Source organism: Streptomyces sp. NPDC029292, assembly GCF_055569295.1.
Genome location: NZ_JBVHXR010000018.1, coordinates 202,752 through 216,177 on the forward strand (window position 1 = coordinate 202,752; position 13,426 = coordinate 216,177).

At 70.5% G+C, this 13,426-nt stretch carries 7 protein-coding genes; 6 read left to right on the top strand and 1 reads right to left on the bottom strand.

Annotation, left to right across the window (positions count from 1 at the left end; all coding sequences use genetic code 11):
• The first annotated feature begins 2 nt into the window (after positions 1 to 2).
• From ACZ4WS_RS33845 to serA, 6 genes are all read left to right on the top strand, one after another.
• Positions 3 to 944 carry a 2-hydroxyacid dehydrogenase gene (locus ACZ4WS_RS33845; protein ID WP_467986548.1) on the top strand — a complete coding sequence of 314 codons (942 nt, stop codon included), beginning with the start codon at positions 3 to 5 and terminating at the stop codon, positions 942 to 944.
• 408 nt (positions 945 to 1,352) lie between these two features.
• Positions 1,353 to 4,352: a putative bifunctional diguanylate cyclase/phosphodiesterase gene (locus ACZ4WS_RS33850; RefSeq protein WP_467986549.1), complete on the top strand. Its 3,000-nt coding sequence runs from the start codon at positions 1,353 to 1,355 to the stop codon at positions 4,350 to 4,352.
• A 226-nt stretch (positions 4,353 to 4,578) separates the two neighbouring features.
• Complete coding sequence (locus tag ACZ4WS_RS33855; RefSeq protein WP_467986550.1) at positions 4,579 to 6,435, top strand: acetolactate synthase large subunit; 1,857 nt, start codon at positions 4,579 to 4,581, stop codon at positions 6,433 to 6,435.
• Between the two features lie 20 nt (positions 6,436 to 6,455).
• Positions 6,456 to 6,983: an acetolactate synthase small subunit gene (ilvN, locus tag ACZ4WS_RS33860; protein ID WP_385741503.1), complete on the top strand. Its 528-nt coding sequence runs from the start codon at positions 6,456 to 6,458 to the stop codon at positions 6,981 to 6,983.
• Positions 6,984 to 7,153: 170 nt separating this feature from the next.
• Entirely contained in the window at positions 7,154 to 8,155 is a 1,002-nt protein-coding gene (ilvC, locus tag ACZ4WS_RS33865; RefSeq protein WP_467986552.1) for a ketol-acid reductoisomerase, read from the top strand.
• Positions 8,156 to 8,586: 431 nt separating this feature from the next.
• Positions 8,587 to 10,176, top strand: coding sequence for a phosphoglycerate dehydrogenase (serA, locus tag ACZ4WS_RS33870; protein ID WP_467986554.1), 1,590 nt, complete (start codon positions 8,587 to 8,589; stop codon positions 10,174 to 10,176).
• 56 nt (positions 10,177 to 10,232) lie between these two features.
• Here serA and ACZ4WS_RS33875 read toward each other — a convergent pair whose 3' ends face one another.
• Positions 10,233 to 13,298, bottom strand: a complete 3,066-nt coding sequence (locus tag ACZ4WS_RS33875; RefSeq protein ID WP_467986556.1) for a helix-turn-helix transcriptional regulator — start codon at positions 13,296 to 13,298, stop codon at positions 10,233 to 10,235.
• Between the last annotated feature and the right edge of the window lie 128 nt (positions 13,299 to 13,426).

Genomic DNA, 13,426 nt, shown 5'->3' on the forward strand with positions numbered 1-13,426 from the left:
CCATGACTTCCGATGTGTGGCTTCCGATTCACGCCGACGAGATCGACGGGCTCCCCGAGGGCCTCAACTATCGCTTCTGGGACGGCGACCAGGAGTTTCCCGCGGATCCCGCCGACTGCGCGTTCTATGTCGTGCCCTATATGAAGCCGCCCGCCGTCTCCCAGCGGCCCCTGGCCGCAATGACATCGGTCCAGGCCGTGCAGACGCTCTCCGCCGGAGTCGACCATGTCCAGCCGAGCCTCAAGTTCCTGCGCCCGGGCGTGCGGTTGTGCAATGCACAGGGGGTGCACGAGGCGAGCACCGCAGAGCTCACCCTCGCGCTGATCCTCGCCTCACTGCGGGGCATCCCCGACTTCGTACGGGCTCAGGACAAGGGGGAGTGGCTCTCCGGGTTCCGTCCGGCGCTGGCCGACAAGTCCGTACTGATCGTCGGGTACGGGTCGATCGGATCCGCGATCGAGGACCGGCTCACGCCCTTCGAGCTCGCGCGGGTGGCGCGCGTCGCGCGCTCCGAGCGCACCACGGCGCGCGGTCCCGTGCGCCCACTCACGGAACTGCCCGCCCTGCTGCCCGAGGCCGACATCGTGGTGCTCTCGACGCCCCTCAGCGAGAGCACGCGTGGCCTGGTGAACGCCGATTTCCTGTCCCGCATGAAGGACGGTGCGCTCCTCGTGAACGTCGCCCGCGGTCCCGTCGTGGACACCAAGGCGCTCCTCGCCGAGCTGGAGAACGGCCGCATCACCGCGGCCCTCGATGTCACCGATCCCGAACCGCTGCCCCAGGGACACCCCTTGTGGCACGCGCCCGGCGTGCTCATCAGCCCCCACGTCGGCGGCCCCACCTCGGCCTTCCTGCCGCGCGCCAAGCGGCTCCTGGTCGCGCAGTTGAACCGTTTCGCGAGCGGGGAGCCGCTCCAGAACGTGGTGCTCACGACCGGCGCGTAAGTCGCCTCCCGTTCGCTCCCCGTCCGTTTCGGGCACCCTCCGCAGTTCCCCGAATGCGGGCAGTGCCGACATACTCCCTGGTCGTCACGGAGCGTAGAGGAACTATGTCCCTGAGTGACGAGACTGGTGTATCGTCCCGACAGGGGCTGCGCCGCGCACCGTTCGGCGCGGGGGATGGACATTCAGACTGCGAGGGGGGCGACGGGCGATGCACGGCCTATGGACCAACGATCCGACGCGGCGGGGCCGCCGACGGCGACCCTGGCGCACGGCCACCCGCAGACGCGGCCACGGCGGTCATGGCGGTCATGGTGGCCATCACCACCGCAGGCACAGCGCCCGCCGGAGGCATGCGCACGCAGCACACGGGGACCAGCGGGATCCCGGGGCGCGGACCGAGTGGGCCCGGTGAGCTCCCCAGGGGTGCTGCTGACCCGTCGGCCGGTACTCGGCGGTGGGTCGGGCCTGGTCTCGCAACTCGTACTGGCCCTGCTGTGCGCGGGATACGCCGTCGGTTCCGCGCTCGGCTGGGGCTCCGCGAGCCTCGCGCTGATCATGGGTGACTTCGGTCTGACCGCCGCGGCGGGCACCGCGGCGGTCTCCTGCTTCCTCTACGCCCGCAGCCGTCGCAGCCGCTTTCGACCCGCGTGGCTGCTCTTCGCGCTCTCCTCCGCCATGGCCTCGCTCGGCAATCTGGTCTGGGGTTGGTACGAGGTCGTACTCAACCGCGAAGTGCCCAGCCCGAGTTACGCCGACCTGTTCTTTCTGTGCTTCGCGCCACCCGCCATCGTAGGACTGCTCGTGCTCGCCAAGAGGCCTGTGACCAAGGCGGGTTGGGTCTGCCTGGCGCTGGATTCCTGGCTGATCGGTGGTTCGTTGCTCACGCTGTCCTGGAGCCTCGCGCTCGCCCAGGCGGCGAAGTTCGACGGGCCGAGCGTCGCGCACACCGCGCTGTCACTGGCGTACCCACTGCTGGACATCGCTCTGATCAGCATGGTGCTGGCGCTGCACTTCCGGCGCTCGTCGGTGAACCGCTCCGCGGTGAACACCGCGATCGGCGCGCTCGCCCTGACCGTGATGTGCGACGCCCTGTTCACCTCGCCCCTCCTGCACAACAACTACCATTCCGGGCAGCTCCTCGACGCGGGCTGGTTCGCCGGCTCGCTGCTCCTCGCGTACGCCCCCTGGGTCGGCTCCCGGCACGGGCAGCCGGACGCCGACGGGCACGGTGTGGACGGGCACGGTGTGGACGGGCACGCGCGCGTGGTGCACGAGCACATCCCGGGGCAGCGCAGAGAACTGCAGCAGCAAGACCTACGGCAACAAGAAGGGCAGCAGGGGGGACCCGTGCAGGTGCTCCCCCAGGAAGGAGGCCACAGTCGGTATCCGGTCACCCGCCCGATCGCCGGTTCGCTGGCCGCGCTCACCCCCTATCTGGCCGCCGCCGTCTGCACGTTGGGCATCCTCTACAACGTACTGAACGGCCACAATGTCGACCGCGTGGTGCTCATCACCGCCGGCCTGGTCGTGCTCGCCCTCGTCGTGCGCCAGGGCATCATGCTGCTCGACAACATCACCCTCACCCAGGAGCTGGCCCAGAAGGAGAACCACTTCCGCTCCCTGGTGCAAGGCTCCAGCGACGTCATCATGATCGCCGCGCCCAACGGCGTCCTGCGGTACGTCAGCCCGGCCGCCGCCGGGGTCTACGGCCGGGACGCCGACGAACTCGTCGGCTCCGAGCTCGCCGCCCTCATCCACCCCGAGGACCTCGGCTGCGTGGTGCACGAGGTGCGCCGCTTCCTGGCCGCCAGCCACATCGAGGAGCCGACGACCCGCATCGAATGCCGCTTCAGGTCGGGCGACGGCGGCTGGCTGAACGTGGAGTCCACTGTCAACCGGCACGACGGCGGCCTCATCTTCAACAGCCGTGACGTCACCGAACGGGTGCGCCTGCAGGCGCAGTTGCAGCACAATGCCGAGCACGACCCGCTCACCGACCTGCCCAACCGCGCGCTGTTCACCCGGCGCGTCCAGCAGGCGCTCTCCGGCCGCCGCTCCTCCGACCGCGGCACGGCCGTTCTCTTCATCGACCTCGACGGCTTCAAGGCCGTCAACGACACGATCGGGCACCAGGCCGGCGACGAGCTCCTCGTCCAGGCCGCCCGCAGACTCCAGGACTCGGTGCGGCACGGCGACACCGCCGCCCGCCTCGGCGGCGACGAGTTCGCGGCCCTGATCGTCGGCGACGGCACCCACGACCGTACCGCGCGCGAGCAGCAGATCCTGGAGCTCGCCGACCGCCTGAGAATCAGGCTCTCGCAGCCGTATGTCATCGACGGCAACGATGTCCGGGTCGCCGCGTCCATCGGCGTCGGCTTCGCCGAACCGGGCCTGGGGGCAGGTGAGCTGCTGCGCAACGCCGATCTCGCCATGTACCGGGCGAAGGCCGCGGGCAAGGGACGCGTCGAGCTGTACGCGCCCCAGATGCAGCAGGACGTCGTGCGGAAGGCGGAGCTGGCGACCCGGCTGCGCTCCGCTCTTCAGGGCGGTGAGTTCGCGCTGCTGCACCAGCCCGTGGTCTTGCTCGAGAACGGCCGGATCACGTCGGTCACCGCGCAGGCGCGCTGGCGCTCCGCCCAGGGCGTGTTCTTCACACCCGCCGAGTTCCTGCGCGTCGCCGAGGACAGCGAGAAAACGGCCGAGCTGGGCCGCTGGATCCTTGAGGAGGCCGTCGAGCAGGCCGCCGAGCGCGCCGCCACCGGCAGCGCGGTGCCCGTCGCCGTCCGGATGAACGCCAGGCGCCTGCTGGACCGCTCCGTGCCCCTCGGCTCCGTGGAAGCCCTGCTGGCCCGGCACGGGCTCGCCTCCGGCGCCCTGGTCATCGAGCTGTCCGACACCGACCCCCGGCTCTCCCTGGACGAGCTGGAGCGCCGGCTGAACGCGCTCAGGCGCCTCGGCGTCCGGATCGCCCTGGACGGCTTCGGCAGCGGGTACGCCGCCATCACGGCCCTCCGAAGGCTCCCCGTCGACGTACTGAAACTGGACAGAAGTCTTGTCGAGGGGGTCGTCGAGTCCGCGCGCCTGCACAAGATCACCAGCGGGCTGCTGCGGATCGCCACCGACCTGGGGCTCCAGTCCGTGGCCGACGGAGTGGATCTTCCGGAGCAGGTCATCGCCCTGCGCGCGATGGGGTGCACCCATGGGCAGGGCATGGCGTTCTCCGGGCCGCTCGACGAGTTCCGGCTGCGCCGGGCGCTGTCCTGTGGACAGTACCCAGTGCCGCACGGACCGGCCGAGCCCGCGTTCGCGGGCGGCGGCGCGGGGGTGTACACCAGTGGTGTGCCCGCTGTCTATGGAGGCGGTACGGTCCTCCGTTCACATAATGAGACTCCCGTCCCACCCACTTGACAGTCAGTGCGTGCCGGGGGGAGGGTCAATGCCATGCGCACCCGAATTCTCGTACTTGGAAAGCGCGTCGGCTGAAGCTGGTGGCCACCGGACGGACCCGGAACCCCCAGCGACCGCACCCGGCGCGCTCCCCTCGCTTGCCTCACGGCACGAGGGGTTTTTTGTTGCACAGGCACCAGTCGTACACCGCACAAACCTCGCAAAAACCCTCAGCATCGAGAAGAGAATGCCGATGACCGAGCAGGCCACCGGGGCCCACCATCCGCAGCCGCGGCCCCGTTCCGGAGGACAGCAGTCCGCGCCCGAGCAGGTGACGGGTGCGAAGTCCCTCATCCGTTCTCTCGAGGAGGTCGGGGCCGACACGGTATTCGGCATTCCCGGCGGTGCGATCCTTCCGGCCTACGACCCGCTGATGGACTCGAAGCGCGTGCGGCACGTGCTCGTCCGTCACGAGCAGGGCGCGGGTCACGCGGCCACCGGTTACGCACAGGCCACCGGCAAGGTCGGCGTCTGCATGGCGACGTCGGGCCCCGGCGCCACCAACCTGGTCACGCCGATCGCCGACGCCCACATGGACTCCGTGCCCATGGTCGCGATCACCGGCCAGGTCGCCTCCAAGGCGATCGGCACGGACGCCTTCCAGGAGGCGGACATCGTCGGCATCACCATGCCGATCACCAAGCACAACTTCCTGGTGACCAAGGCCGAGGACATCCCCCGGACGATCGCGGAGGCGTTCCACATCGCCTCCACCGGCCGTCCGGGCCCCGTCCTCGTCGACATCGCCAAGGACGCCCTCCAGGCGCAGACCACCTTCCAGTGGCCGCCCACCCAGGACCTGCCCGGCTACCGCCCGGTGACCAAGCCGCACGCCAAGCAGATCCGTGAGGCCGCCAAGCTGATCACCCAGGCCAAGCGGCCCGTCCTCTACGTCGGCGGCGGCGTCCTCAAGGCCCATGCCACCGCCGAGCTGAAGGTCCTCGCAGAACTCACCGGAGCGCCCGTCACCACCACACTGATGGCGCTCGGCGCATTCCCCGACAGCCACCCGCTGCACGTGGGAATGCCGGGCATGCACGGTGCGGTCACCGCCGTCACCGCGCTGCAGAAGGCCGACCTGATCGTCGCCCTCGGAGCCCGCTTCGACGACCGCGTCACCGGCAAGCTGGACAGCTTCGCCCCGTACGCCAAGATCGTCCACGCCGACATCGACCCGGCCGAGATCGGCAAGAACCGCGCCGCGGACGTGCCGATCGTCGGAGACGCCCGCGAGGTCATCGCCGACCTGGTCCAGGCCGTGCAGAAGGAGCACAGCGAGGGTCACGCCGGCGACTACACCGCCTGGTGGAAAGACCTGAACCGGTGGCGCGAGACGTACCCGCTGGGCTACGAGCAGCCCGACAACGGCTCGCTGTCGCCGCAGCAGGTCATCGAGCGCATCGGGCAGCTCGCCCCGGAGGGCACGATCTTCGCCGCGGGCGTCGGCCAGCACCAGATGTGGGCCGCGCACTACGTTCAGTACGAGCAGCCCGCGACCTGGCTGAACTCCGGCGGTGCCGGAACGATGGGCTATGCGGTCCCGGCAGCGATGGGCGCCAAGGCGGGTCAGCCGGACCGTACGGTCTGGGCGATCGACGGCGACGGCTGCTTCCAGATGACCAATCAGGAGCTCACCACCTGCGCCCTGAACAACATCCCGATCAAGGTCGCCATCATCAACAACGGCGTCCTCGGGATGGTCCGCCAGTGGCAGACCCTCTTCTACAACCAGCGCTACTCCAGCACCGTGCTGCACTCGGGCCCCGAGGCGACCGGCAAGGAGCCGAGCGCCGGCACCCGGGTTCCCGACTTCGTGAAGCTGTCGGAGGCCATGGGCTGCTACGCGATCCGCTGCGAGTCCCCGGACGACCTGGACAAGGTCATCGAAGAGGCGAACTCCATCAACGACCGCCCCGTCGTGGTCGACTTCATCGTCCACGCGGACGCGATGGTGTGGCCGATGGTCGCCGCCGGCACCTCGAACGACGAGATCATGGCCGCCCGGGACGTTCGCCCCGACTTCGGCGACAACGAAGACGACTGAGAGAGAGCCGAGTCAGAACCATGAGCAAGCACACCCTCTCCGTCCTCGTCGAGAACAAGCCTGGTGTCCTCGCCCGGATCACCGCCCTGTTCTCCCGGCGCGGCTTCAACATCGACTCGCTCGCCGTCGGTGTCACCGAGCACCCCGACATCTCCCGCATCACCATCGTGGTGAACGTGATCGAGGCACTGCCGCTCGAACAGGTCACCAAGCAGCTCAACAAGCTCGTCAACGTCCTGAAGATCGTCGAGCTGGAGCCCGGCTCGGCCGTACAGCGCGAACTCGTTCTGGTGAAGGTGCGCGCCGACAACGAGACGCGCTCCCAGATCGTCGAGATCGTCCAGCTGTTCCGCGCCAAGACCGTGGACGTCTCCCCGGAGGCCGTCACCATCGAGGCCACCGGCGGCAGCGACAAGCTGGAGGCCATGCTCAAGATGCTGGAGCCGTTCGGCATCAAGGAGCTCGTCCAGTCCGGCACGATCGCGATCGGACGCGGGGCGCGTTCGATCACGGACCGGTCGCTGCGCGCGCTGGACCGATCCGCGTAAGTCTGTAAGCGGTCTTCCTGAGGCCGCAATCGGTCTCATTGAGGCCGTAAACGGTCTCGGTATACGGGCGGTCGGTGATCGTCGACCGCCCGTATGCCGAGACCCGAAAACTTCCCTCCCCCCGCCCGCCGTACGGTGGGACGCAACACCGCACACCAAGGAGAACCCCAGTGGCCGAGCTGTTCTACGACGACGACGCCGACCTGTCCATCATCCAGGGCCGCAAGGTCGCGGTCATCGGCTACGGCAGCCAGGGCCACGCCCACGCGCTGTCGCTGCGCGACTCGGGTGTCGACGTCCGCGTCGGTCTGCACGAGGGCTCCAAGTCCAAGGCGAAGGCCGAGGAGCAGGGCCTGCGCGTGGTGACGCCGTCGGAGGCCGCTGCCGAGGCCGACGTCATCATGATCCTGGTGCCGGACCCGATCCAGGCCCAGGTGTACGAGGAGTCCATCAAGGACAACCTGAACGACGGCGACGCGCTGTTCTTCGGCCACGGCCTGAACATCCGCTTCGGCTTCATCAAGCCCCCGGCCGGCATCGACGTCTGCATGGTCGCCCCCAAGGGCCCGGGCCACCTCGTCCGCCGCCAGTACGAGGAGGGTCGCGGCGTTCCCTGCATCGCGGCCGTGGAGCAGGACGCGACCGGTTCCGCGTTCCCGCTGGCGCTGTCGTACGCCAAGGGCATCGGCGGCACCCGCGCCGGCGTCATCAAGACGACCTTCACCGAGGAGACCGAGACCGACCTGTTCGGTGAGCAGGCCGTCCTCTGTGGTGGTACGGCCGCGCTGGTCAAGGCGGGCTTCGAGACGCTGACCGAGGCCGGTTACCAGCCGGAGATCGCGTACTTCGAGTGCCTCCACGAGCTGAAGCTCATCGTCGACCTCATGTACGAGGGCGGCCTGGAGAAGATGCGCTGGTCCGTCTCCGAGACCGCCGAGTGGGGCGACTACGTCACCGGTCCCCGCATCATCACGGACGCCACCAAGGCCGAGATGAAGAAGGTCCTCGCCGAGATCCAGGACGGGACGTTCGCCCGCGAGTGGATGGCCGAGTACCACGGCGGTCTGAAGAAGTACAACGAGTACAAGACCCAGGACGAGAACCACCTCCTGGAGACCACCGGCAAGGAGCTGCGCAAGCTCATGTCGTGGGTGAACGACGACGAGGCGTAAGCCGTACGGCGAAGGGGCCGGAGCAGAACGCTCCGGCCCCTTCGCCGAACCTTGGGTAACGCCCGAGAGCGCGGCGTTGTCCATCCAGTACAGCCACGTCCGGGTGATCCTTCCGCAGAGGCGTAAGACGACCCGGGTAGCGCCACTAGACTGCTCCACAACATACGCGTCAGGCCCACAGCGTCGTGCGTCTTCCACGCGGCTCGAGCGACCCCGAGGAAGTGTAGGCACGCCCCCACGCCGCCCGGCACGCATTCTCGCCGCACCGGCCAAAGGCCCAAGTAGCTCCGCTACGAGAGCCTTCGTCCGGCACACCGAGAGCACGCACCGAACGACGCAGGAACGCACCTACACTTCCCCGGGGCCGCTACAACCCTCCACCGCCTGCGGCCGTCGGGACGGCCGTCCGCATTGGACTTGTGAGGACTCACGTGAGCTCGAAACCTGTCGTACTCATCGCTGAAGAGCTGTCGCCCGCGACCGTCGATGCCCTGGGCCCGGACTTCGAGATCCGGCAGTGCAACGGCGCGGACCGCGCCGAGCTGCTGCCCGCGATCGCCGATGTCGACGCGATCCTGATCCGCTCGGCCACCAAGGTCGACGCGGAGGCCGTCGCCGCCGCGAAGAAGCTGAAGGTCGTCGCACGAGCCGGCGTCGGCCTGGACAACGTCGACGTCTCCGCCGCCACCAAGGCCGGCGTGATGGTCGTCAACGCCCCCACCTCGAACATCGTGACCGCGGCCGAGCTGGCCTGCGGTCTCCTCCTCGCCACCGCGCGTCACATTCCGCAGGCCAACACGGCGCTGAAGAACGGCGAGTGGAAGCGGAGCAAGTACACCGGTGTCGAGCTCGCCGAGAAGACCCTCGGTGTCGTCGGCCTCGGCCGCATCGGCGCCCTGGTCGCCCAGCGCATGTCGGCCTTCGGCATGAAGGTCGTCGCGTACGACCCCTACGTGCAGCCCGCGCGCGCCGCGCAGATGGGCGTGAAGGTCCTGTCCCTCGACGAGCTGCTCGAGGTCTCGGACTTCATCACCGTCCACCTGCCGAAGACCCCCGAGACCCTCGGTCTCATCGGCGACGAGGCGCTGCACAAGGTCAAGCCGTCGGTGCGCATCGTGAACGCCGCGCGCGGCGGGATCGTCGACGAGGAGGCGCTGTACTCGGCGCTCAAGGAGGGCCGCGTCGCGGGCGCCGGCCTGGACGTGTACTCCAAGGAGCCCTGCACGGACTCCCCGCTCTTCGAGCTCGACGAGGTCGTCTGCACCCCGCACCTCGGCGCCTCCACGGACGAGGCGCAGGAGAAGGCCGGTATCTCCGTCGCCCGCTCGGTGCGCCTCGCGCTCGCCGGTGAGCTGGTCCCCGACGCGGTGAACGTCCAGGGCGGCGTCATCGCCGAGGACGTCAAGCCGGGCCTGCCGCTCGCCGAGAACCTCGGCCGGATCTTCACCGCGCTCGCGGGCGAGGTCGCGGTCCGCCTCGATGTCGAGGTGTACGGCGAGATCACCCAGCACGACGTGAAGGTGCTCGAACTCTCCGCGCTCAAGGGTGTGTTCGAGGACGTCGTCGACGAGACGGTGTCGTACGTCAACGCCCCGCTGTTCGCGCAGGAGCGCGGCGTCGAGGTGCGTCTGACGACCAGCTCGGAGTCCCCGGACCACCGCAACGTCGTCACCGTGCGCGGCACGCTCGGCGACGGCCAGGAGGTCTCGGTCTCCGGCACGCTGGCCGGCCCCAAGCACCTGCAGAAGATCGTCGCCGTCGGCGAGTACGACGTGGACCTCGCGCTCGCCGACCACATGGTCGTGTTCAGCTACGAGGACCGTCCCGGTGTCGTCGGCACCGTCGGCCGCATCTTCGGTGAGGCGGGTATCAACATCGCCGGCATGCAGGTCGCCCGCGCGGCCGCCGGCGGCGAGGCCCTCGCGGTCCTCACCGTCGACGACACGGTCCCGCAGAACGTGCTCACCGAGGTGGCCGAGGAGATCGGCGCGACGTCCGCCCGTTCGGTCAACCTCGTCTGAGGTTCGTTGTACGACGCTGGGGCCCGGTCACTTCGGTGACCGGGCCCCAGCCTGTTTCAGGGCTGTACCTCGGGCGGAGCCCCCGGTGAGGGCTCGACCAACCCCTCGCGATAGGCGATGGCCACGGCCTCCGTGCGGCTCGCGGCACCCAGCTTGGCCAGGATGTTGGACACGTGGACGCTCGCCGTCTTGCCGCTGATGAACAGCTCCTCGCCGATCTGGCGGTTGGTCCGGCCGAGGGCGAGCAGCCGCAGCACGTCGCTCTCCCGCGCGGTCAGCACGGGTATCCGATCCGCGCCGGACGGTGACTCGGCGAGCCGCCCGCGCCGGATGAGCGCGTCCAGGGCCTCACGCAGCGGCGCCGCCCCGAGGCGCACCGCGGTGTCACGGGCCGCACGCGTCTGCTCGGCCGCCTCCGCACGGCGGTCCGCCGCCAACAGCGCCTCGCCGAGCCGCCGCCTGCAGCGAGCCAGCTCATACGGATCGCCGTAGCCGAACGCGACAACCGCCTTCTCCCAGGCCGCCACGTCCGGCCCGGAGTGCGCGCGCAGCCACTCCGCCTCGGCGCGGGCCAGCCATGCCAGACCCTCCGGGCCCTGCCGCGAACCGTCCTCGCCCTTGGCGGCCGTCACCCGGGCCACCTCCACCAGCTCGGTGGCGGTGTCGGCCCAGCGGCGCGCCCCCGCCCCGTCGCCGGTCAGGCGCAGCTCCGCCGCCGTGTCCGCGACCGCGGAGAGGGCGAGCGCGGCGAGCCGCACCCCGGCGTCGGGCCGGTCGGTGGCCGAGTCGCCGGTGAGCGCCGCGATCGTGGCGCGCATCCGCTCGACCGCGCCCCCGGCGTCGCCTCGTAGGGCAGCGGCGTCGGTCAGGGCGATGCCCGCGACGAGCGTGGCCATCCAGTCGAACGGCCCGTCGAGGAGGGCGCGGGCACGGTCGGCGGCTCCGTGATCGCCGCGCGCCACGGCGACGTACAGCGCGGGACCCGTCGCGAACCCGCCCGCCGCGGGCAGCCGCTCGGCGTCCGCGGCGGCCGCTCGCGCGCACTCGTCCCAGCGGCCCAGGGTGTAGAGCACCAGGGACTGGAGGTAGCGCAGCTCCAGGGCGTACGGCGAGGAGAGGAGCCCGGTGCGGCGGGCGCGGTCCAGGCCGTCGGAGAGCGAGGTGAGGCACTCGTCCAGGTCACCGGACTCGTAGCAGCCGACGGCGAGGTTGTAGAGCGCGCGCATCTCGACGGGAATGTTCCCGGCGCCCCGGGCCAGCTCGCGGGCCTGCCGCAGCCGGTCCCGGCCCGCCGGCGTCCGCCGGTTGTGCGCTTCCAGGCCGACCAGGGAGATCATCAAGTCGGCCTGTGCGTCGGCCAGTCGGAGCTCCTCGGCGGTGCGGAGCGCCTGGCGGGCGACGCGCTCGGCGTCCTCGTCCCGCCCCACGTACCGCGCCGCCATGACGTGGGTGGCGGCGGCCCACACCCAGGTGTACGACGGCGGCTCGGCGGGGATCATGGCGAGCGCCTCGCTGCTGTACGTGAACGCCGCCTTCAGGCTGTCGATGCGCATCAGATTGCCCGCGAGGGTGTACCGGACGCGGGCGGCGAGTTCGGAGTCCGCGTCCGAGCCCGCCCTGGCGAGCGCGGCGCGGGTGAGGGAGACGGCCCGGTGGGCCTCGCCGGCGTGCGCGGCGGCCGCGGAGGCGCGCAGGGTGAGGGTCACCGAGTCGCCGTCCTGGGGGCGGGCGACGGGGTCCACGGCGGGCCACAGTTCGAGGGCGGTCTCCAGGTGGCGCAGCTCCTCGGCGGGCGCGCCGACCCGCTGGGCGTGGTCGGCGGCTTCCAGCGAGGCCGTCAGCGCGTCCGCCAGGTCGTGGCTCTCCCGCGAGTGATGGGCGCGCTCCGCCGCGCTCTTGGCCGAATGGCCGTGCCCGGCAAGGAGTTTGGCGAACGTCCTGTGCAGCCGGACCCGCTCCCCGGGCAGCAGATCGGTGTACACGGCCTCGCGGGTGAGGGCATGCCGGAAGGAGTACGTGGCGTCCTCACCGGGAACCAGCAGCTGGCGGCCGACGGCCTCGCGCAGCGCCGACTCCAGCTCGTCCTCCGGCAGTTGTACGGCGTCACGCAGCAGGTCGTGCTCGACGCGGCGCCCGGCGACGGCGGCCGTGCGCAGCACTTGCTGGGCGGTCTCGGACAGCTGCTCGATCCGGATCAGCAGTACGTCGGCAAGGCCGCTGGGCATGGCGCCGCCCGCCGGGCCGGAGTCGCCGGGCAGGGCGTCGGCGGTGGCGGCCAGCAGCTCCTCCGCGTAGAAGGCGTTGCCCTCGGCGCGGTCGACGATACGGCGGACGGTGGTGTCGGACAGAGGGTCCGTACGCAGCGCCCGTACGAGACGGGCCACCTCGGCGTCGGCCATCGGCCGCAGCTCCAGGCGGTCCACGGCGGGCAGCCGGACCAGCTCGGCGAGGAGGGGGCGCAGGGGGTGGCGGCGGTGCAGGTCGTCCGCGCGGTACGAGGCGAAGATCGCCAGGCGGTGGGTGGGGGTGCCCTGCGGACGCTGCAGGAGTCCGCGGCTGAGGAGGAAGCGCAGCAGGTCGCGGGAGGACTGGTCCGCCCAGTGGAGGTCTTCGAGGATCAGCAGGAGCGGGGTGATGTCCGCGATGTCGGCGAGCAGCGCGGCCATGCCTTCGAAGAGCCGCAGACGGCTGCCGGCGTCCGGGGCGTCGTCCGTGCCGGAGCCGGAGCCGGAGCCGGAGCTGGAGTTGGAGTTGGAGTTGGAGTTGGAGTTGGAGCCGAAGCTGGTGCCGCTGCCTCCGCCGAGCAGGCGGCCGACCGCCGGGTGTGCCGCGAGGGCGGGGGCGAACCGGTCGTCGGCGGCCAGCACGCCGAGGATCTCCGTGAACGGCAGGTAGGGCAGGCCCACGTCGCCCAGGTCCACGCAGTGGCCGGTGAGGACCGTCATGCCGGTGCTCGCGGCGTGCGTGGCGGCTTCTGCCAGGGTACGGGTTTTGCCGACGCCGGCGTCGCCCGCCAGCAGGATCGCGCGGGGGTCGCCGTCCTGGGCTCGCTCCAGCACGCCTGCGAGCCGGGCGAGTTCACTTTCCCGGCCGATGAACGGCGTACCGAATGTCTGTGCCACGGGACCCATCCTGGCACGCGGCACTGACAACTCACCGCGCCTTGTTGCTGCCCCGACCTGGGGGCTCCGCCCCCAGACCCCAGATCGGCCCGAACGGCCTCGTCCTCAAAGGCCGGACGGGCTGGACA

Bases quoted from the DNA above. Each gene is read 5' to 3' on its own strand.
- ilvN (WP_385741503.1), top strand. From the start codon at position 6,456: ATGAGCAAGCACACCCTCTCCGTCCTCGTCGAGAACAAGCCTGGTGTC.
- ACZ4WS_RS33855 (WP_467986550.1), top strand. From the start codon at position 4,579: ATGCCGATGACCGAGCAGGCCACCGGGGCCCACCATCCGCAGCCGCGG.
- ACZ4WS_RS33845 (WP_467986548.1), top strand. From the start codon at position 3: ATGACTTCCGATGTGTGGCTTCCGATTCACGCCGACGAGATCGACGGG.